Annotated in this window: 13 protein-coding genes; 11 read left to right on the top strand and 2 right to left on the bottom strand. The window is 43.2% G+C overall.

The window, feature by feature from the left end:
• The 11 genes from JWQ85_RS14080 to JWQ85_RS14030 all read left to right on the top strand — a co-directional run.
• Window positions 1-1,685: putative baseplate assembly protein (locus JWQ85_RS14080; RefSeq protein ID WP_299469009.1), on the top strand; the 1,685-nt coding region annotated here is incomplete at its 5' end.
• Window positions 1,682-4,348, top strand: a complete 2,667-nt coding sequence (locus JWQ85_RS14075) for a baseplate J/gp47 family protein (RefSeq protein ID WP_299469007.1) — start codon at window positions 1,682-1,684, stop codon at window positions 4,346-4,348. The genes JWQ85_RS14080 and JWQ85_RS14075, both read left to right, overlap by 4 nt.
• Window positions 4,345-6,540: a hypothetical protein gene (locus tag JWQ85_RS14070; protein ID WP_299469005.1), complete on the top strand. Its 2,196-nt coding sequence runs from the start codon at window positions 4,345-4,347 to the stop codon at window positions 6,538-6,540. The genes JWQ85_RS14075 and JWQ85_RS14070 overlap by 4 nt, the downstream gene beginning before the upstream one ends.
• A gap of 26 nt (window positions 6,541-6,566) precedes the next feature.
• The gene (locus tag JWQ85_RS14065; RefSeq protein WP_299469002.1) at window positions 6,567-10,016 is read left to right on the top strand and encodes a DUF6519 domain-containing protein; all 3,450 of its coding nucleotides are present in this window, start codon (window positions 6,567-6,569) and stop codon (window positions 10,014-10,016) included.
• A gap of 35 nt (window positions 10,017-10,051) precedes the next feature.
• Window positions 10,052-11,065 carry a hypothetical protein gene (locus JWQ85_RS14060; protein ID WP_299469000.1) on the top strand — a complete coding sequence of 338 codons (1,014 nt, stop codon included), beginning with the start codon at window positions 10,052-10,054 and terminating at the stop codon, window positions 11,063-11,065.
• Between the two features lie 21 nt (window positions 11,066-11,086).
• Entirely contained in the window at window positions 11,087-13,303 is a 2,217-nt protein-coding gene (locus JWQ85_RS14055; protein ID WP_299468998.1) for a glycosyltransferase, read from the top strand.
• Window positions 13,304-13,321: 18 nt separating this feature from the next.
• A complete protein-coding gene (locus JWQ85_RS14050) occupies window positions 13,322-15,265 on the top strand; it encodes a DUF4157 domain-containing protein (protein ID WP_299468996.1) in 1,944 nt (647 codons plus the stop codon).
• A 24-nt stretch (window positions 15,266-15,289) separates the two neighbouring features.
• A complete protein-coding gene (locus tag JWQ85_RS14045; protein ID WP_299468994.1) occupies window positions 15,290-17,593 on the top strand; it encodes a DUF4157 domain-containing protein in 2,304 nt (767 codons plus the stop codon).
• Window positions 17,594-17,671: 78 nt separating this feature from the next.
• Window positions 17,672-19,120: a DUF4157 domain-containing protein gene (locus JWQ85_RS14040; protein ID WP_299468992.1), complete on the top strand. Its 1,449-nt coding sequence runs from the start codon at window positions 17,672-17,674 to the stop codon at window positions 19,118-19,120.
• A gap of 173 nt (window positions 19,121-19,293) precedes the next feature.
• The gene (locus JWQ85_RS14035) at window positions 19,294-20,499 is read left to right on the top strand and encodes a hypothetical protein (RefSeq protein ID WP_299468990.1); all 1,206 of its coding nucleotides are present in this window, start codon (window positions 19,294-19,296) and stop codon (window positions 20,497-20,499) included.
• Window positions 20,500-20,501: 2 nt separating this feature from the next.
• Complete coding sequence (locus JWQ85_RS14030; protein WP_299468988.1) at window positions 20,502-21,302, top strand: N-acetylmuramoyl-L-alanine amidase; 801 nt, start codon at window positions 20,502-20,504, stop codon at window positions 21,300-21,302.
• An 80-nt stretch (window positions 21,303-21,382) separates the two neighbouring features.
• On the opposite strand, the gene JWQ85_RS14025 is transcribed toward JWQ85_RS14030, so the two are convergent.
• Together JWQ85_RS14025 and JWQ85_RS14020 are read right to left on the bottom strand one after the other, a co-directional pair.
• Window positions 21,383-21,715: a hypothetical protein gene (locus JWQ85_RS14025; protein WP_299468986.1), complete on the bottom strand. Its 333-nt coding sequence runs from the start codon at window positions 21,713-21,715 to the stop codon at window positions 21,383-21,385.
• 23 nt (window positions 21,716-21,738) lie between these two features.
• Window positions 21,739-22,197, bottom strand: coding sequence for a hypothetical protein (locus tag JWQ85_RS14020; RefSeq protein ID WP_299468984.1), 459 nt, complete (start codon window positions 22,195-22,197; stop codon window positions 21,739-21,741).
• Window positions 22,198-22,468 lie beyond the last annotated feature (271 nt).

Below are 22,468 nucleotides of genomic sequence, written 5' to 3'. Positions count from 1 at the left end.
ATGGCCCTCAGTTTGAGAAGGCGGTTTACGAGGGTGCGCAGGTATTTGAGTTATTGCACGATACTGTTTTTTATAGCAAGCATAATTCCATTAATTTTTACACCTGGGGAGAAGAAGAATGCTGTTTGCCTAAAGGAACAGCCTCGGCAACTTTAGCAGGCAGTTACCCTAACCTTAAGGTGGGTGATATATTGATACTGGCAGAAGTACTTGGCCCAAAAACAGGCGCCATCGGCGATGCTGATGCCAAACATAGGCACCCGGTAAGGCTAATTGCCGTAACTCCATCCCAAGATCCTTTGTTTAATGGAGAACAGCCGGTTACCGAGATCAGTTGGAATACGCTCGACGCTTTACCTTTTTCATTGTGTATATCATCAAGGGTAAACAGCGATTATATACCCAATGTAAGTGTAGCACTTGGCAACATCGTTTTGGCAGATCATGGCCTTACGTATAAGGATGCACAGGAAAGTTCTCTTTATCCGCAAAGGGCGCCACTGGCCAGAGTAGCGACCACTGATCAGCAAACAGATCATTGTAAACATGAGGATGCTGACTTGATATTGCCACGTTACCGCCCGCACCTAAAGCAAGGGCCTTTAACCTTTGCCGTTGAATATAATAACGTTGATATAACAACTCCTGCTACTTTGGTAACCGGAAAATTGAACGGATTTATTAAACCGGAAATACTACTTAGTGAGTTTGAAGACCCGGATGCGCCGATAGTTACCGGCCAATGGTTTCCGCAACACGATCTGCTCGAAAGCAATTCGCAAATTAAAGAATTTGTAGTGGAGATGGAGTCTGACGGGGTAGCTCACATACGGTTTGGCGACGGCATATTAGGCGCAAGGCCAAAAGCGGGTTCGGCGTTTACAGCAACATATCGCATAGGTAATGGCACAAGTGGTAATATAGGTGCAGATGTGCTTGCGCATATTGCCACAAATGATAATGCTATTCTGAATAATAAAGCGGCTATATTAAAAATTACAAATCTTTTGCCTGCAACCGGCGGTACCGACCCTGAAAGCATGGAAGAGGTGAGGCTTAAAGCCCCTAAAACTTTTAGGGTGCAGGAAAGAGCGGTATTACCTGCCGATTATGAAGAAATGGCAAAGCGCAGCATGCCCGATATTCAGCGCGCTGCTGCCACATCCCGGTGGACCGGCAGCTGGCATACCAATTTTATATCCGTTGACCGCATGGGCGGCTATGATGTTGATGAGCAATATGAAACTGATCTGCGAAGCGGACTTGAAAAATACAGAATGGCTGGTATAGACCTGGAGGTGAATGGCCCTGTATACGTTTCTTTAGATATAGAAATAAACGTTTGTATACAGGATACCTATTTCGCATCCGACGTAAAAGCCGAGCTGTTAAAAGCCTTCAGTAACAGGATATTGCCTAACGGACAGAAAGGTGTTTTCCACCCGGATAATTTCACATTCGGACAAACGGTTTACCTGAGCAATATATATGCAACGGCACAGGAAATACCGGGTGTAGCATCAGTAAATGTTATTAAATTTCAACGCCAGGGCCAGCCTTTAACAGACGCTATTGATAGCGGCAAACTTTTTATTAACCGGCTCGAAATTGCACGATTGGACAATAATCCTAATTTCCCTGAAAGGGGTGTATTTAACCTTATAATAAACGGAGGTAGAAAATGAGCGATACCTGCAATTGCTGTTCCGGCACATCGCCAGAAACACCGCTTACTGTTTATAACCGGCCCGGGTTAAATGCCATTGCTTATCGTGCGGGTATACACGACGATTTTAAGCAAAGTTTGCTTGCCGCGCTAACACTTTCAAGGCAGCCCGCCCTGCGCGATCTATCTACCAGAAACGATAGTGATTTCACCATAGCCCTGCTCGATTCATGGTCGGTTGTTTCAGATGTGCTTACCTTTTATCAGGAGCGAATTGCAAACGAATCATATTTAAAAACAGCTACCGAGCGGTTATCCGTACTGGAACTTGCCCGTTTAATTGATTACGAGCTACGGCCGGGTGTTGCTGCAAGCACCTATTTATCGTTTAAGCTGGATGACCTGCCGGGCGCTTTAACCGCAGGCGTTATAACCGGTAATTCGGGGGTAGATCTGCCGCCCGTATTAATTGAAAGCGGTACAAAGGTGCAAAGCGTACCCGGGCCTAATGAAACAGCCCAAACCTTTGAAACCATTGAAGAGATATATGCCCGTGCCGAATGGAATGCTTTAAAGCCAAGGCTAACACAAAAGCAGGAGCCGGATAGGGATACAAATAGGATAGTTTTTAAAGGGCTGAGCAATGACCTTAAAGTAGGCGATATTTTGTATATCGATAATCCCAAAAAGCCGGGATTACGCAAAGTGTTGAGTATTTACTTAGATGTGGGTACCCAAACTACATGGGCAGATCTGGATACAACAGCCGCTATGCCGCCATATGAGCAGCCGGAGCCGGTTGTAGATGGTTCAATAACTGATTTTCCGGATAAATTGACACTTGACGAAAATGTTATTAAAAACATCATAAACAGTACCTGGAATAGAGAAGATCTGTCTGCCCTGCTCAAAACCCAGGGATGGCCAACAACCGATTTTTTACTTGGTGTAAAAAAGATAACTGAAAGCAAAGCCGAGGAAAATGATGTTAGTGTACATGTATTCCGTAAACGGGTTTCGGTATTTGGATACAATGCCCTAAAGCAGGTGGTGTATGATGGTACTCTTCCAAAAAAACCAGTTGAATGGAAAGAATGGCCTATTGACGCTGAACAGCAGGATAGGATATTTTTAGATAACGCTTATGACGGCATATTGCCAAATAGCTTTATAGCAGTGCAAAAACCCGATGTAGCAATCGAAGATTCCGATGCATCGCAGGTTAGTGAGGTCTATCAGCGGTCCAGAACAGCTTATGGGTTAAGTTCTAAAACTACACTGGTGAAATTTCCATGGAACATAGGCTGGTATGATACTAATACAGCGGGAGATATTGCTCCTTTGCGCGACCTGGCGGTATATGCCCAAAGCGAAAAACTTGAGCTTGCCCAAACCCAGATAGACGAGGTTGTTACCGGCGATAAGCTGGAACTGCAAACGCTTGATATGAAACTGGCCATTGGCCAAACAATTTTACTTACCGGCAAGCGTGCAGATATCCCCGGGGTGACCTCAACAGAATTACTGATAATCAAAAATATAATTATTGAAAGCGGGCTTACGTTCCTTGTTTTTGAGCAGTCTCTCAAAAATGAGTATTTGCGCAGCACCGTATATATAAATGCCAATATAGCTTACGCAACAAATGGTGAAACGGTTAAAGAGGTGTTGGGCAGTGGCGATACATCTAAAGCTTTCCAGAAATTCACCTTAAAGCAAACCCCGTTAACTTACATCAGTGCTGATACCGCATCGGGTGCTAAATCAACCCTCGAAATAAGGGTAAACGATATTCTTTGGTTAAAAACAGATTCATTTATTGGCTGTGCATCTACTGATAAAGTATATGTGACCCAACTAAATGACGATGCTACCACTACCATCATATTTGGCGATGGCATAAATGGCTCCCGCTTACCAAGAGGGCAAAATAATGTTAAGGCAACATACAGAAAAGGGATAGGCCTTGGCGGGTTGGTAAAAGCTAACCAATTATCGCAGTTAATTACCCGGCCTTTGGGTGTTAAAGAGGTTACCAATATGCTGGCACCAAGTGGCGCTGCCGATGCTGAGCAAATTGATGACGCAAAAGCCAATGCTACTTTAACTATACACACCCTTGGCCGTATAGTATCCCTGCAGGATTATGAAGATTTTTCGCGCGCTTTTGCCGGGATTGATAAAGCGCTGGCCACATGGGCGTGGTTTGGGCAAAAAAGAGGTGTGAGCATCACCGTAGCCGGTTCAAATGGCCAGTTGGTGAGTGATGACCTTGCCACGAACTTAACAAACGCCCTGTTAAACTTAGGCGATGCCAATGTGCCTATTGCCGTAAGGTCGTTTAAGCCTGTATTCTTCCGGCTCGAAGCAAAAGTTCAAATAGACCCGGCATACATCGCCCAAAATGTATTAAATGCTGTTGATGCCTGTTTAAGGGATAGGTTCTCGTTTAAGCAAAGGCAGTTAGGGCAGTTGGTTTCGCAAAGCGAAGTTATTGCCGCAATGCAAAAGGTTGAAGGCGTTGTAGCTATCGACCTTGATAAACTTTATAGAACAGAGAGTAGTTTGGCGTTGAATAATCTACTTAAATCGGCCAGACCCGGCCAAGGTGATGATAAAATTGTCCCTGCCGAGCTGCTCACCATTGATCCACGACCAATTCAATTAACACAAATGTTATGAGTTTTGATGTAAACAGGCTCTACCAGCTTTTACCCGCCTTTTACAGGATACGGGATACAAAATTTGGTGTCAAGGTACTTACCGCAGATGATAAGGCAAGTATTGCGCAGTTAACACTGGAACTTAGTAGCATTATAAACCAGGACAGCCTTGAGGCCGACGACCTTCGCAGTTTGCTTGACGAGAAACAGAGAGGGCCGTTAAAAGCGTTGCTTAGTATAATTGCCGATCAGATAGCCGTATTGGAAGATAACTTTGACCAGCTTTATGATGATCAGTTTATTGAAACCTGCGCAGAATGGGTTGTGCCTTATATTGGAGACCTTGTGGCTGCCCGTGGTTTATATGTTTATCCCGATGCCGATTTTAGTCAGCGGTCGCAGGTAGCCAATACACTTTCATACCGCAGGCGCAAAGGTACAGCCGCCGTTTTAGAGCAATTAGCACGTGACGTAACCGGTTGGAACGCAAGCGTTGTAGAATATTTTCAACTGCTTGCTACTACCCAATACTTAAACCATTTGCGCCCCGAAAACTTATCGGTGGCCAGTATCCGCGCATGGGACACGCATGAAAAAATTGATAAACCATTTGATAAAACCGCGCATACCGCCGATGTAAGAAATATTGCCAGCAAAAGAGGCAAATACAATATCCAGAACATAGGTGTTTGGTTGTGGCGAATAAACAGTTACGCGCATACCAAATCACCCGCTTACAGGATCGATGCAACCCGATATAAATTTAACAGGTTAGGGCTTGATGCACCGTTATACAATAGCCCACAAACAGATGCTATTATTACCCACCTTGCTAATGAGGGAAATGTTGCTATGCCCATTGGGCGCAATATGCTAACTGATCTGGATGCCTTTTATGGCGATGGAAACAAAAGCATACTGGTTTATAAAAATGACATAGCTGTTTTACCCGGAGATGGCATACCGCCTGCCTTAGCAGATATTGTTAAGGTTTGTGACCTGAGCGACCTGCTCGATCCTGGTGGTAATGTGATAGGCTGGGCCAACACGCCTGTAGATAAAATAACTATCGATCCGGTTTTGGGTCGTCTGGCTTTCCCGGTAGCTAATGCACCTACCAAGGTTGAAGTAAATTACTTTTCGGGTTTTAGTACAGCAATGGGTGGCGGCGAATACAGCAGGGGCAAAACCTTTGATGCTGAACTAAAAAACATAATAAAAGTACCGTCGGAACAACCAACTATTCAGGCTGCCCTTAATGCATTGACCTTGACAGGCGGCGTTGTAGAGATACACAGCAACGCTTACTTTTTTGAAACACCGGTAGTGAAAATAGCTGCCGAGAAAAAAATTGAACTGCGGGCTGCCGATGGGTTTAACCCCCTGCTGGTGCTGACTGGAGATATTTCTATAGAAGGAGGGGATGAGGCCATATTCTCAGTAAATGGCATCATTTTTAGTGGAGGGGCTTTAAAAATTCCACTTAAAAAAGCAGATGCAAGCGCTAATAAGCTGCATTCCTTAGTGATAGAGCATTGCACTGTTGCGCCCGGGCCCGTCCCGGTAATTGGCACAAGGGCATCAAAAGCCGCGGTACCGGCACTGATAATTGAGCTACCGGATACGGTTATTAATGTCAAGTCATCCATTACCGGGTCTGTCCGCTCTGTTGATGGTGCGGATATAACGCTGGAAAATAGCATTGCCGATGCTGCAGATCCAACCGGGGTTGTTTACAGCGGATTGGCAGGATCAGGTTTTGGAGCAGCATTAAGTTTAATAAATACAACGGTAACGGGTAAGGTTTATGCAATGGTTATAAACGCATCCAACTCCATATTCAATTCAGAATTACTACCCGCAGATACTTGGGCAAGCCCAGTTATTGCCGAACGTTTGCAGCAGGGATGTATCCGTTTTTCATACGTGCCACCAGGTTCAAAATTGCCGCGTTTATACCATTGCCAACCAGAGACGGCACAGCTTGCTGCAACCGTAAAACCGGTATTTACCAGCGAAAAATACGGCGACGCGGGTTACTGTCAACTAAGTAAATATTGTGCCCAACAAATAAAGCAAGGCGCTGATGAGGGGGCAGAAATAGGCGTATTCCACAATTTGTATCAGCCGCAGCGCGAACAAAACCTTCAAGCCCGCTTAGATGAATATCTGCGTTTTGGGCTCGAGGCCGGGATATTATATGCATCATAAACCAATCTAAATCAGGAGGAATAACAATGCCAGGAGACTATTCTCGTAAAATCTTCAATAAGAAAAAGCATTACAGGGGAGTCCTGATGCAACAGGGGCGGGTACAGCTTGATTCTGACTGGAATGAACAGCTTGACATAGAACAGTACCGCACGCTTACCGAAGCTATTGATGTGATAGGTACCTCGGGGGTACCTAAAAAAAATAACGGCTTTAATATTAGTATTGCTGCCAGTGGTACTGATATTGAAATTGCCCCGGGCAGGATATATGTGGAAGGCTTGCTTTGCGAGCTGGAAGATAATGCCCCTGAAATTACGACATATTTAAAGCAGCCGTATTACCCCAATCCAGATACCTCATTTTTTATAAGCAGCCCGCTTAGCAGTCCTATAGCATCGCCTGCAAGCCCTGTAGAAGGCATTAATTCTTTGAACCTGCCTAATGGGGCTTACATAGTTTATTTAGATGCCTGGCAACGGGAAATAAACCATTTGGATGACCCGCTGATACATGAAGTTGCCCTTGGCGAGGCTGATACAACTACCCGCCTGCAAAGCGTGTGGCAGGTAAAGTATTTAAAGGTAGCGGCGGCAGAAGATGCAGATGTTTCCTGCAAAACACCGTTCGAAGAGTGGAATGCATTAATAGCACCGGGTACCGGCAAGCTAAATGTACAAACTAACAGGGCGTCTACTGATGCTAATCCTTGTTTGTTACCGCCAAGCTCGGGCTATCGCAGGTTAGAAAATCAGCTGTATCGTGTCGAGGTGCAAAATGTTGACACCACAGGTAATGTTACTTTTAAATGGTCGCGCGATAATGCATCTGTAGAAAGTACTATTGATGATATTTCGGGAAGTTCTATAATCGTTTCTTCGATAGGTAAAGATACTATGCTTGGTTTCGCTATTGGGGATTGGGTAGAAATTATCGATGATGAATCTACCCTTAAAGGTAAGCCAAATCCTTTGATGCAAATAACCGATCTGGTACCATCTACACGTAAAATAACCTTTGCAGCATCGGTTGAACCCTATCGTTTCCGCACAAATAAAAAGCTGCGCCGCTGGGATCAATCAGGGCCTTCAGCATCAGCTAATGGAGTTACGGCTACCAATAACTGGATAGACCTTGAAGACGGGATACAGGTAAAATTTACCGGAGGTACCTATAAAGCAAGCAATTACTGGCTTATACCCGCCAGAACAGCTACCGGCGAGGTGGAATGGCCTCCTTATCAAATACCTAACCTAAACCCGGTTGAGCAGTTGCCAATTGGCATCCACCATAAATATAGCAGGCTTGCCCTGTTGACGATAAACGGCAGCGCATCTGTATTGGAAGATTGCCGTAACCTGTTTCCATCGTTAACAGATATAAGCGCTGAGGATGTTAGTTTTAACAACAATAACTGCAACCTGGGCAATGCTGATAATGTGCAGGAAGCCTTAGACCTGTTATGTGCCGCCAACGATCTGCGCCTGCACCATAAATTAATGCATGGGTACGGCGTTGTATGTGGCCTTAAAGTGAGCTGTGGCTTTAACAGGCAGCAGGTAAATATAAGTGGTGGTTATGCTATTGATTGCGAGGGGAATATTGTCCAAACCAAAAGTAGTATTGCTTACGATCTGGTTGAGCGGGCCGCTGCAGCTAATCTATTAGATGCTACCGGTAGCGGAACAGTGTGTTTATCCATATCGGCAAAAGGCTCAGAAGCACCGGTTATAGCGTTGGAAGCGTATGTTCAAAAGAGCTTTTGGGAAGAGGTTTTAGAAAACTCGTTACTAAAAGACTTTTTTGATGATTATATACTCAACGTTATTACTTTCGCTAAAAAGCAGTTATCCTTCTCGCTAACCGAACAAGTACCTGTACCTGTAGAACAACGCAGGCTTACCGCCATGATCAATCTATTTGCCCAGCTAATAAACTCGGCAAGTGGGTCATACGCATATATTTCGGGGCAAAAGGGTAAAAGGGATATAACCAAAAATTGCGGCGCAAATACCGATGAGAAAGTTTATGAAGACCAGCTGATATGGTGTTTTTTTAACGAGCTAAGGGAATTGCTATCCAGCTCTACTTTCTGCGCCATGTATGATCAGGATAAACAATTTCCAGATTATCCGCTTGATGCCGGTTTAGATACTGTTTTTGGCACTCCGCTTAAGTTTTACAATAAAATAAAGCTCGACCCAAGCGGCAGCTTTGCTTACACCTGCGGCTTTGGTAATAGCATAACCGTGTATAATTTAAAAACTAATGAAGTTGCGCAGATACTTAACTTCCCATCTACTACCAATGTTGTGGTTTCAGATATCGCCATCTCGGCAGATGGCAAATCGCTTTATGCCATTGGAGTAATTGATAATAATGATTCTTACTTCGCAATTGCTTCTATTGATGCAACTGGCCAGCATATATGGACCAGCACATCGCCAAAATGCGGTAAAAAGTTTGTAACGCTGGCCATAAGGCCTAACAGCAACCAGATATATGCCGTATCAGTTAATGAAGGTTTATACGAGCTAACTAATATAGGCACGGCAGCCTTTGCTTGTGCCCCGGTACGAGAAGGGTTCCACCCAACCGGTTTGCTTGCCTTTTCTGATGACGGTGTGTTTGCATTTGCGGCGGCCAGCACCAGCGGAGGTACGGCCTTTAGTCGCGTAAATATCTTTAATATCAGTGTTCCGGGGGTTGTTGTTAATGATTCGTTCTTCACTTTCAGCGGTGAAAATGGGAATAATGATATGCTGTTTTTTAACAAAATTATATATGTTACCGGTACTAATGCTGCAGGTGCAGATGTGCTTGGTGGTTTTGACCAAAACACCAATGCACTGATCAATCCATTGGTATTGGAGGCCAGTTCGATTTTCCGGTTGGCGCTTTTACCGATAGCTAATACTTTTGATCTGCTTATTACACTGGCAGATAAGTTTAAAGTGATAAGAGTGTCATTAGGTAACCCGGCTACAGGCGCCGGGCTGCAGCTTTATCCGCAATTCAGGATACCGGTACAATTATTCCCAATGGGTATTGTAGTAAATAATTTTAATAAAAAAGGTTATGTGCTTAATACTTTGGTGAACACTTTAACCGTATTTGATATACAAGCTACGTTTGCTGCACAAGCGCCAAATTATACCACTGATCCACCTTTAGACCTTGCCTATTATCGTGATGATGTACTTGCAGCTTATAAGGATATCTTTAAGCACCTGATAGAATATCTGAAAGACGGGTTCTGCGAAGAGTTTCTTATCGATTGCCCGCAATGTACCGAAGCCAACAAGGTTTACCTGGGTAGTGTAGAAATACGCAACAGGCAGGTATATCATATATGCAACTTCAGTAAGCGTAAATATGTAAAATCGTTCCCATCGGTAGAGTATTGGATGTCAACTGTCCCTATACTGCCGGTGTTAAAACAAGCCTTTATTAAATTCTGCTGCACAGTTGTATAAAATAGTATGTATTTAAATTATAATAAACTGTAATTATGAGTTCACTAAATATTACCGGGCAGGTTTTAGATGCCCAAACCAATACCGGTGTAACAGGTGTTACTGTTGAGGTATGGGATAAATCATTGCGCTTCCAAAGCGCCATGACCACTTTAAAAACAGATGACCACGGTCGGTTTAGTACAATGCTGGATCTGGGTCAATTGGGCCTTGAAACCCCGCCTGCACTTATGTTTAAAGTGCTCAAAGAGGGTAAACCCTATACCAGTACAGATAACTCGGTTACCTGGAACACACAAAGCGAAGATGATGTAACTATCTATCTCCGGCAGGAAGTACGTGCCGAACGACCGGTGGGCAAAGATCGTGTTAACGCGACACAGGTTTTAAGAGCGGCGACCTTTGTACAACAGTCGGATTTTAAGGGGGCTTATAATCAAACCAAAGAAAAAGCTTCTATGCCATTTGGGTTTTTCACCGATATGCTATCTAACACGTTTAAAACTGCAGACATACCCCCTATTAGGGTTAAGCCAACAACCGATACCGCCGCCGTTTATGGGCAGGATGTTGCCGCCGCCACAACTAATTTACAAGCCCAGCAGGTAGAGGTAAAAGAAGTATTGCCTTATAACCCTACACTCAATTCAGATTCATTTAAAATTCTTACATCAGCGCCAATAAAGGTTGCGGCCGGGCAAAAGGTGAATCTATATCAGGAAAACGGAAAGGTAAAGTATTATACAATTGTGAAAGATACTGCTCCACAAACCCCGTCAACCCAGGTGCCTTCAGCCGAAGTGCCGGCAACTGACGTAGTAACGCGCGAGCAGTTTACAAAACTTAATGATGAACTGGCGGTAACCAAACAAGAGGCGGTAGCAAAAGATGCAATGATAAACCAGCTTAAAGTACAGATGGAAGCGCTGCAAAAAGATCACCTGGAAATGAAAAACATAATTACATCAGATTCATTTTCAAAACTGATAAAAACACAAGGCATAACCGGAACCGGATTGCAAAACCCCGGTGAAGGAAGAATAAAATAATCATACTAATAAGACCTGAACATGGTACCCGAGAAAAATATCAACTTGGTTTCCTGTATCATGCCCACCTATAACCGACGCGAATTTGTACCCCATGCTATTCAATACTTTTTACGGCAGGATTATCCGAACAAGGAGCTAATTATAATTGACGACGGCACAGATAAGATAAAAGATCTGATTCCTGAAGCCAATAATATCCGTTACTACCAGCTTGATGAAAAGATAACCCTTGGCGCCAAGTTAAACATGGCCTGCGAATATTCGCAAGGGAATATTCTGATCAACTGGGATGATGATGACTGGTATGCCGCACATCGTATTACTTACCAGGTAAATGCGCTAAATAACCATGCTGTTGATGTATGTGGTATAAACAGGTTGTTGTATTATGATATACGTAACCACGCTGCACATACTTATACCTATCCATTAAATCAACGGATTTGGCTGTTAGGTAGTTCGTTATGCTATACGCGGGAACTGTGGAACAAAAATAAGTTTGCGGACATCGACGTTGGGATGGACGCTTATTTTGTTTGGGGCACAAGCGAGGATAAAATAACCGCACTGCCCGATAGCAGTATTGCCGTTCACCTGATCCATGACAGCAACGTTAGCCCCAAACAAACCGACGGCCCATGGTGGCAAAGCTCATCAGTAGATGAGATCAAAAGCATAATGAGTTATGATTTTGATCGATATCATCATAACGGGCATTCAATAGCACATCCTATCCAACATCATGATATTAACATTACCCAATACGTTAACGGAACTATAAAGCCACTTAAAAATATATATACTTGTTGCGTACACGAGAGAGAAGACTGTGTAATAGATCTTGTCAAAAACCTTTATTACCATGACCCCGACTCTGTTATTTTGCTATATAACGGAGGGGAAAATAAGCAACTGTTTTCAAGCGGGTTTCCATACGAAAAATATGGGGCTGTTATCTGTCCTAATTCAAAAGTAATAAAGTATGGCTACCTGCACAGTTTTGCGCTGGATTGCATGGAGTTCAGCCTGAAAAATTTTTCGTTCGATATTATAACCATAGTAGATTCTGATCAGCTTTGCCTGCGGCCGAACCACAGCCTGCAGATAGCTAAATTTCTGTATCCTTTAAAAAACGTGGGCGTACTCTCCAACCTGCCTAAACGTATTACACAAAATGATATTCATGTCTACACCTCTATACAAGCCTTTAAAGAGTACGATCTGTGGAAACCTCTTTTAAATCAGTTTAAAGATGGCGAAAGCAAATTCCTGCACTGGTCGTTCTGGCCGTCAACGGTTTTTACAGCAGATGCAGTAAAGGAGCTGGTAAAGATATTCAGAAACAATAATCAGCTTCGGCAGATCATGCAAAAGTCGGAGATATGGGCTACCGAAGAGGTGGTACTGCCAACTGTAACAGCCTTGCTTGGCTTTAAAATAGAAGCAAACCCTAATAGTTATGATTTTGTGCAATACAAAAAAGATTACTCCTCAGCCGAAGTAATTGATGCTTTTAACAGGCCCGATGCGTATTGGATACATCCTGTTGTACGCGAGTATAACGATCCTATTCGTACGCAAATAAGGCAGCAGTTTAACAATTACAATAAATACACGTGTGAAAATAAACCCACAAACCATATGTTATCTACACTTGAGTTATTTAAAAAAGTTAAAGATATAATGGGTTGGCTGGACGAGGCCGAAGCAGATCTGCTATTGTCAGCAACCCTTAAAGCATGTATTGAGCTGCCACAGCCGCATTCAATTGTAGAAGTAGGGAGTTTCCAGGGGAAATCTACCGTGCTTTTTGGTAGCGTTGTAAAAGCCTATTTCCCCAGTGCTAAGGTTTACGCTATTGACCCGCATGAAGGGGTTGTTGGCGATGCCGACCAGGTAATAGAAGAGCTTGAACCAACGCTTGAATCATTTACCAGAAATATTGAGCAACAAGGCCTTACCAGCCAGGTTGAACTGATAAAAGATTACTCTTTTAATGTTAAATGGGATAAGCCCATATCGCTGTTGTTTATTGATGGCATGCACGATTACATGAACGTTTCGCGCGACTTTAATCACTTTGCCAAATGGGTAAGCCCCGGCGGTTATATAGCATTCCATGATTATGCAGATTACTTCCCCGGAGTAATGAACTTTGTTAATGAAACCCTTTCAACAGGTGATTATATAGAAATAGATAAAGCCAAAAGCCTGATTGTTGTACAAAAACTATAATATAATTAGTTCCCCTATATGCCAGATCGTGCATTGCTTGAAAAACAAACAGATACCGTTTCGGCGGTAAAAGATACTGGAAAGGGTACGCATCAGGCAAAAAGGAGTGTGGCTGATCCGGGCAAATTACTAAGCCCGTCTTCCCCGCGATATACCGCGTCAAAAGGTTTTAATAGCATCCCGCTATTTAGCAACTCATCCCATTACCTTCAAACAAAATTATCAGTTAACCAGCCCGGCGACAAATTTGAGCAGGAAGCGGATGCTGTGGCCGAACGCGTACTAAAGATGGATATCCGTTCACTTGCAACGCCACAAACAATAAACGCTATAACACCTGTTGTACAGCGTAAATGCTCGCATTGCGAAGAGGAAGAAAAGAAAAAGCAACTACAAAGAAAAGAAAGCAATGCCGACCATCCACAGATAAATGATAGCATGAATGGTTATTTGGGAGGGCTTCACAATTCAGGCGCACCACTTCCTCAACAAGCCAGAAATTACTTTGAACCAAGGTTCGGGTACGATTTTTCAACAGTACGCATCCACACAGATACCGCAGCTGCACAGTCGGCCAGATCTATTAACGCCCTGGCTTATACAACAAGCAATAATATTGTGTTTAACAGCGGGCAATATGCACCGCAAAGTAATGCCGGTAAAAAGTTATTGGGGCACGAATTAACGCATGTTATACAACAGCGCCAGGGCAAAACTATACAACGGGCGCCGGCCCCAAAGGTGGCCAACTGGTGGGACGATAAAAGCATAGGCATGGCGCCTTCAAAAAAGTTTTGGGATGATATACATCTGTTCTTCCCAAAAGATGGGCGTAAGTTTTCGGGCTCATCAATGGGGAACGTTACCAATATTGATACCGACGATAGAAACATAGCAATAATTGGTAAAGCCTATTGGGACGAGGCCGACCCAATGAAAAGGAAAGCAATGCTGGTGCCTTTAATAGAAAAGGTAGATGACAACAGGTATAAACAGGCTCGCATAGATAACGAAGACCTTACTAATGATAAAATTACCGCTAAATTAAAGGCATTAGCCGGTACCGAACAGCAGAGCTATCTTAAAAAGCTGACCGATATGGGTAAGTTTGTTAAGAACGACCAGGTAATTGCCTACATAAACGGAGATGATAAAGGAAAGACCGAAATTGTAAGGTCAGCAAATGAGACCTTGCTCGATTGGAAGTTTGATACTAACAGGCTTACAGATGCCGATTTAAATGACCCGAAAACGAATACCCGTTTAAGAGGGCTTTCTACTGCCGATAAATTAAAAAAGGAAACAGACACTAAAAATTTAAGTGCCCAAACAGGCGAAACAACCACCAAGCTCCAGCAGTTTTTACATACGCAAACGCAAACATCTACACCAGTGCCCGATGCTGCGGTTGTAAACAGCGCGGGTGGTTTCACCATGAGCTTCCCTAATGTGGATGTTATTGTTTTGCCTGATACGAGCGGAGGTAGGGGTAATGCTACCTCATTCAGAACAAACCTGCCTACATCTTCATTCCAATTTTCGTTAGCCCCCAGTGGTTTAATAACCGGCTTTTTTACAGTTAGTGGCAGGACCCGTACGCCTCTTACACTCCCTTCTAAACTTGTTGTCACTATACAAACAAGCTTTCAGAACATGGGTACGGTTGATAATCCTTCTGCCTACGGCAGAGGTACAACTGCCCAGGATGTAAGATGGAAGGGCACAACCTTGCGGTTTCATGAAGGTAGCCACGGTAAAGGGTTTATTGATTTCATAGCATCACATAATTTCCCATCAATTGCACTCGGTACAGTAAGAGCTGCTGATTTTACCACTATTAACGGTTTTATGAGGGCTATGAATGTAGATAGCTGCACCAATGTAGATCAGGTGGGCACTACTCAAGATGCTTTTATAGCCACACCTGCCGGCAGGGCAAGTGGTATAGTAAGCTGCCGATAGCGGCTATAGCCAAATTAAACTAAAATGTCAACCCACGCAACTATTCAAAAAGCAGGTTTACAAAATAAAGCCGATACCCTAAAAGCGTCGGCCATAGATCAACAAAACGAAAAGAATAAAAATCAGTCAAAAAAAGGCGCCCCGGTTTCGGGTAAATTATTTAAGCCTTTAGCCTCTCATCCTACAGATACTCCTCCCGGGGATAATAAAAAACCTGTTGTTGCTTTTACTTTTAATAGTATTCCACTATTCAGTTCATCAAATCTATCTGTTCAAACCAAATTAACTATTAATACGCCCGGCGATAAATTTGAGCAGGAAGCGGATATTATGGCCGAACGTGTTGTGCAAATGGATAGCAAAGCGCCCGCAAAAGTTTCTACCCCAATAACTCCTATTATACAGCGTAAATGTTCCCATTGCGATGAAGATGAAAAGAAGCAACAAGTACAAAGAAAGGAAAGCGCTACCAGCCATCCGCAGGTAAATAATAGCATGCATAGCTATTTAAATGGCCTTCATAGCTCCGGCACCCCGCTTTCACAACAGGCCAGAAGGTACTTTGAACCAAGGTTTGGATATGATTTTTCAAAGGTGCGTATCCATACAGATGCCAATGCCGCAAAATCTGCCCGTTCAATTAATGCTTTGGCGTATACATCGGCTAATCATATCGTGTTTGGCAACGGGCAATACAATCCGCAAACAAATACAGGTAAAAAGTTACTCGGCCACGAGCTAACACACGTGATACAGCAAACGCGTATGCAACGCAATTTTGTAGCACGTAAAGAAGGAGAGCAAGATGGCGCTGATATCTCGTTGGGCTATCTGGATAATAACATTGTAGGTGCCGGGGCAGAAGAGATAGTAGGCAAAACGCAATGGCTGGTTTTAAAGGAGTTTATGCGCGGTTTTTTGGCCGGGGTTAAGTTTATGCCCGATGAACAAAAACAACGGATACAAAAGAAATTTACTGAACAGGGCTTTGTAGATACTGTGAAGTATACAGGCGGATATGCTTTAGGTATTATTGAAGGTATAGGCAAGTCAATTTATGGCTTGGTTGAGGCTGTTATCACATTAATAAAATTACCTTATGAGATAAGTAAATTTTTGGCGGTAACCTTTCCTGATTTAGCTGCTAAATATGGCCCGCGCATTGTGGCTTTCATGACAGAGGGAGGGGGCTTAGAGCAGAAGATGAAAAATGCTGTGTCTAAGTTTATGAAAAATCCAAGAGAGAACCTGAAGCAGATCCAGGCGATTCTTGACTCGATAGGCAACATGGCTCTCGCTAAGGTAAGGGAGCTTGGTAAAAGTGTTGCTGCACAAACTATGGCCTTTTTAGAGGAACCCTGGTTTCAATATGGCAGGGATGTGGGCAAGGTTGTAGGGCAGATACTTTTTGAGGTTATACTTGCAGTAGCTTCAGATGCTATTGCAAACGTTGTTAAAGAAGCCTTAACAATTGTAGGGCGCTTATCAACCAGGTTAGTAGCAGGGGCCGTTGAGCTTGTCAGGTCGGCCGGGCGTTTGGTTGGCGAAGCTTTAGAATGGTTAAGCAAGCTTGGAAGCAAAGTTGCCGGTGAAATGGGCGAGATGTTTGAGGCTATAAGGGCCTTTTTAACAAAGATGAAGGCATTGATAATGGAACTTGGCCAGGAGGCGGCCGTTGCAGATACCGGTATAGCAGGTAATATACCCGTACCAAAAGCTGGTTCTACTGTCTTAGAATCGAGGGCTGTGCAGCCGCCTGTGCGTACTTCACCTGCAAAGGTTTCAGATCTTACACCACCCAAAGTGCATCCTTCCAATGTACCTAAAGAAGCGCCTGCACCTAAGCGCGAGCCATTTGCATCGGACGAAGATTTTCATAAAGGATTTGATGAGAACAGCCGTGCCCCTGGCGCAAAAGGTGAAGCGCTTGAAGATCTGCAGGAGGGAAACAAAGGTATACAGGATCGTAGTGCACAGGGAACAGGTCTGTTCAATATTGATAAACATCACGTGTTTCCGCAAGAGGAAAGGGCGTGGTTTACAAGACGCAGAATGACCGGTGCTGATGATATTGACAATTTTACAGTTCAGCTTGATAAGGCAGCCCACCAAGCACAGCATGGCGGCGGAGACTGGCAATTAGCCAGAAGACAATGGGCGGATGAATATAATAAATTGGTTATGCGTGAACTGAAAGCAGCAGAAAAAGCCAAAGCGGTAAAGTTAGGTAAGCCCAGAACACTACTTACACCTACCGAAATAAAAGAAGTGGTTTTTGAACTAATGAAAAAACGTGGTATCCCGCAAGAATTTGTGCCCTATAAATAGTTGTTCGCCTTTAGGATGAACCAATAAAGAAAAGTAATAGTCATTTTTTTGACAATTAATTATAGCGATATCTTAGTTATGAAAGAGTATAAGCAATTGGCAATACCAGATAAGATAAACGCGCCCGTTAAAGGGGCGGATGATACTGCTCATGCCAAAAAAACATTAACAGCATCTGCTGCCCGGGTACAAAAAAAGTTAAACATTAACACCCCCGGCGATAAACACGAGCAGGAGGCAGATAGTATGGCTAATAAGGTTACGGGCTCATCAACTAATGCGGGCGGCCTTTCTACGGCAACATCACTAGCAACATCAGAGAAGGAGGAAGGGAGCGGTTCCAATAAATTAGTGAACGAAGTTCTGCAATCTGGCGGGCGCCCTTTAAAAAATGATACAAAAGGTTTTATGGAGTCGCGCTTTGGTTATGATTTTAGTAATGTGCGGATACATGATGATAGTAAAGCTGCGCAATCTGCCGAGTCTATAAACGCTAAAGCATATACCCATGGCAGCAATATAGTTTTCAATAAAAATGTTGATTATAATTCGGCTGGGGGGCAGCATCTGCTTGCTCACGAACTTAGTCACGTAGTGCAGCAATCTGGCTCGGGCGCATCAAACAATATGATACAGCGCCAGCCGCTCTCGCTTGATAAAGACGCCCCACTGCCATCTGTTGACCTGAGAGACACTGCTTCCCCATTACTCGCAAGCGCTTTAGGATCGGCCGAAATAAGCCGCTTTAAAATGGGTAGTGCCGAGATACCTAAAGAAGGTATGGATACGTTACGCTACTCGGCTAAACAGATCCTGTTTTTTCTGCAAAAGTTCTCCCTATCATCAGTAACCATTAAAGGGCATACAGATAAGGTTGGCACAGAAGAGAAAAATGTGTCGCTTGGGCAGGAGCGGGCTGACAGCGTGAAGGCTTTTTTACTGCAGGAAGGCGTGCCGGAAGCAATTATGACTACCGAAAGTAAAGGCGAAAGTTCGCCGGCCATTCCAACAAAAGATAACGTGCAGGAACCCAGGAACAGGCGGGTAGAAGTACGGTTCAGCGTACAAAAAAATCCAATATCATTTGGGATGGATCTGAAATTACGGCCGCCTGAAAGGGAGGTTACATTTGCTAAGCCGCCTGAAAAACCAAAGATCAACATTGGAGATATCACAGACCCTGGCCCAATAGGGCCGGTACGAGACCCGGATAGCACCGCCTTATGGAAAAAGATGGAAGATGCCCGCAAACGGGTGGAAGAATTTGATAAAAAAAATCCGCAAAAAAACACCAGTGTAAGCGATTTTATTATTGATGGTGTAATGGATAAAGCCATTAAGCCGTTATTAAAGAAGCTGCCTTTATCAGATAAGATAAGAGAAAAGGCAGAAGAATTAATCCGTGACGCCATAGAGGCCGGTACCGAAAAAGCAATTGATGTTGCTGTTGATAGCCTGCCTGACGGCTTGGATAAAGATGCTATAAAAAAGGCCGCTAAGGCTGCATTAAAACAAAAGACTAATTAACGTTATTGTTGCCTTGTTTTACATGTAAGGTGCACATTTACATTGTTTTATTTTAAATATGGCTATTGATAGCTATTGTAATTGATACACCTTCTTTGGAAATTTATAAGGCATAATAGCTGCAAATACCAACAATTCATATCTATCAATTTTAATACTTAAACCATAATAATATGTTTGGATCAAACATGCTTGAGGTGGCTATTGGGATCATCTTTGTATTTATACTGGTTAGTATAATTTGTACAGCAGTTCGCGAGGGGATAGAAGGTTGGCTAAAAACCAGGGCGGCCTATCTTGAACATGGTATAAGGCAATTACTTGCAGATAATGCTGGTACCGGCCTGGCAAAAAACCTTTACAATCACCCGCTTATTTTTGGATTATTTACCGAAGGGTATAAACCCGGCAAAACAAGCGGTTCGCCGGCATTATTTGCCAAGGGTGGCAACCTGCCTTCCTATATTCCATCAAAAAACTTTGCTTTAGCGATAATGGATATAGCCGCCCGCGGCCCATTAACCAATGATGTGAATAGTGACCCAAATACACCAGTAATATCGCTTGATATTTTGAGGCAAAATGTGGCAAATTTGGGCAGCCCAACTGTACAAAGGCTGCTGATAAATGCTATTGATTCGGCCCAGGGCGATCTTAATAAAGCCCAGGCGAACATCGAAGATTGGTATAATAGTGGTATGGACAGGGTATCAGGCTGGTACAAACGTTCTACGCAGATCATTATTTTCTCTATAGCATTATTAGTATCTATCGGGTTAAATATTAATGCTTTAACCATAGCAGATTATCTTACAAAGAATGAAACCGCCCGCGAAATGCTTGTTAAAAAAGCGGAGGCTATAAACAAACAAGGCTTGCCCGATAATCAAACCTATGATAGTGCCAAAGCCGAATTAAATAGCTTGGGCTTGCCAATTGGTTGGGCGCAATTAAACAGCAGCAATACCGATACTAAATCATTAGTTGGTATTTTCTTTGGAGGGATAATAGGCTGGTTATTAACTGCACTTGCAGCTTCGTTAGGCGCACCATTTTGGTTTGATACTCTAAATAAGGTAATGGTTATCCGTTCAACAGTTAAGCCACATGAAAAAAGCCAGGAAGAAGCCTCTGAAGACAGACAAGTACCCGTAAATAAGGGGCAAGTTGCGACACCTGAAACTACAACTCCGGTAGTTACTGCACCTGTAGTTGCATTTCCGGCTATTCAGCCGGCAGTTGCTGCCACCCCAACAATATCGCAGGGGCAGCAACCAAGTGTGGCAGATGATGATACTGAAGTTGATGGATGTGATGTAGAGGCTACAGATAAAACCAACGACGAAGATTTACCACCGACGCAGGGAGGCGTTGTATAAATATGCCAAAATCATTAATATGGCTACCCACTGTATTGCAGGAAGCCGGTTTAAAAGTATCACTATGCCCGGGTTGGGAAGATAGGGGCCACGGCGACGTTGGCCGTATATTTGGAGTTATATGCCATCACACCGCGACGCCCGGCAAGCATGGAAATATGCCAACGTTAAACACGCTAATTAAAGGACGATCTGACTTGCCGGGGCCGTTATCGCAACTTGGGCTTGGCCGCGATGGTACTTATTATATTATTGCTGCGGGCAAATGTTTCCATGCCGGGCAGGGCATTTGGAATGGTGTAGTAAATGGCAACACAAATTTCATTGGCATTGAAGCTGAAAATACCGGTGGCGCTGACGACTTCCCTTGGCCCGAGATACAGCTTGATGCATATCACCGTGGGGTAGCTGCCATACTTAAACATGTTGGGCAAAGCCACGAATGGTGTGCAGGGCATAAAGAATATGCCTTACCCAAAGGCCGTAAAAGCGACCCTGTATTTGATATGGTTGGTTTTAGGACATCTGTAAGAGATATATTGAACGGCAATGCACCCCCACCAAGGATGATACCCGCTACTGAACCTGCGCAAAATGGCAGAGCCGGCCGGGCCACAATTCGCCGTGGGGGCAATAACGATGCAGGATTGGTAAAGCAGATACAACAAAAGCTGCGTTTAGAGCAAGATGGTGATTTTGGGCCGAAAACAGAAGCCGCAGTGCGCAACTTTCAATCAAAAAACGGCATAGTTCCTGATGGTATAGTTGGCCCAAAATCATGGCTGATATTGGACAGAATATAATAGTTAATAGTATAGATCAGTTAAAATGCCGGGCTTATGACCCGGCATTTTTTATTTATACAGGTTAAATTTACTTACTATCAAATAAGGCCAAATCCTATAGTTTTATTTATTGTATCTTTCACAATATCTAAAGCAGCGTTAATTGCTTGTTCTGCCGCTACAATTCCAACAACCTCTACAGATAGTAAAACCATTTTGGCGGTGTTTTTATGCATATTTAATAACAATGCCGCCTGCTCTTTAGTTATAGTGCCTTTAAGGGACATCTCTTCTATATCTATTAAACTTTGGGCCAATGTTTTAATAGATGATGTAGCCAGGCTTTCAACCGCAGGCCATTTATCGGCTAACTGCGATTTAGCGGCACCAAGCATATCTCCTAATATTTTTGAGAAATCAATTGTACTCATGTCGATAAGTTTTAAAGGTTAAATCAAACAGATTCTCGTTTAAGCGCATTTTGTGCAGTAAGCATTGCCTGTAACGAAGTTTCAATTAAAGTTTTTGTGGTTTCAATAAGCCGTTTGTCGGTGAAACCTGTTTTATGCAGCGCTTCCAGATCGTGGATGTTTTTATTGAGCAGCACAACCATTTCAGTAATTTTAGAATACTTAGGCAGTGCCATTGTCCGTATCTTCAGGTTTTCTACCTCTCCATATAAATTAATATAGGTATCCCTGAATTTTTCGTACTTGTTTTCGGCTGGCTGATTATCATCAACATTTTTTTCGAGCTTAACCAGCAGGGTAGACACCTCTGTTGAGATCTGTTGAATACTTTGATCAACATTTTGGTCATATGCACCTATCAGCACAACATGGCAAGCGGTAAATAGTATGGGGGTAATTAGGCCCAAGAGCCAATATCTGGCTTTTGTTAATTGTAAATACATGATATATGGGTTTAATGTAAGCAAATATATTATTGATAGCTCATATGTTGCAGGCCCGGTATATACTTAACCACAAATTAAATACTTTTTGCTGTATTCATAGTAATGGTACACTAAATTGATATTATATCCCGAAGTAAAAAATAGCTACTCCTCGTCATTTATATAGTTTTCATGTATACCCTTAAGCGTTAATAGAGCTATTATTTGCGTGACGGGGTTGTGCCTATAAATAGCTATAAGTAGCCATTGACGTTATTTAGTATTTAAC

Origin of the sequence: Mucilaginibacter sp. (assembly GCF_028288105.1) — a bacterium.
GTDB lineage: Bacteria > Bacteroidota > Bacteroidia > Sphingobacteriales > Sphingobacteriaceae > Mucilaginibacter.
The sequence above is the reverse complement of the archived record's forward strand: the minus strand, read 5'-3'. Positions and strand labels throughout refer to the sequence as shown.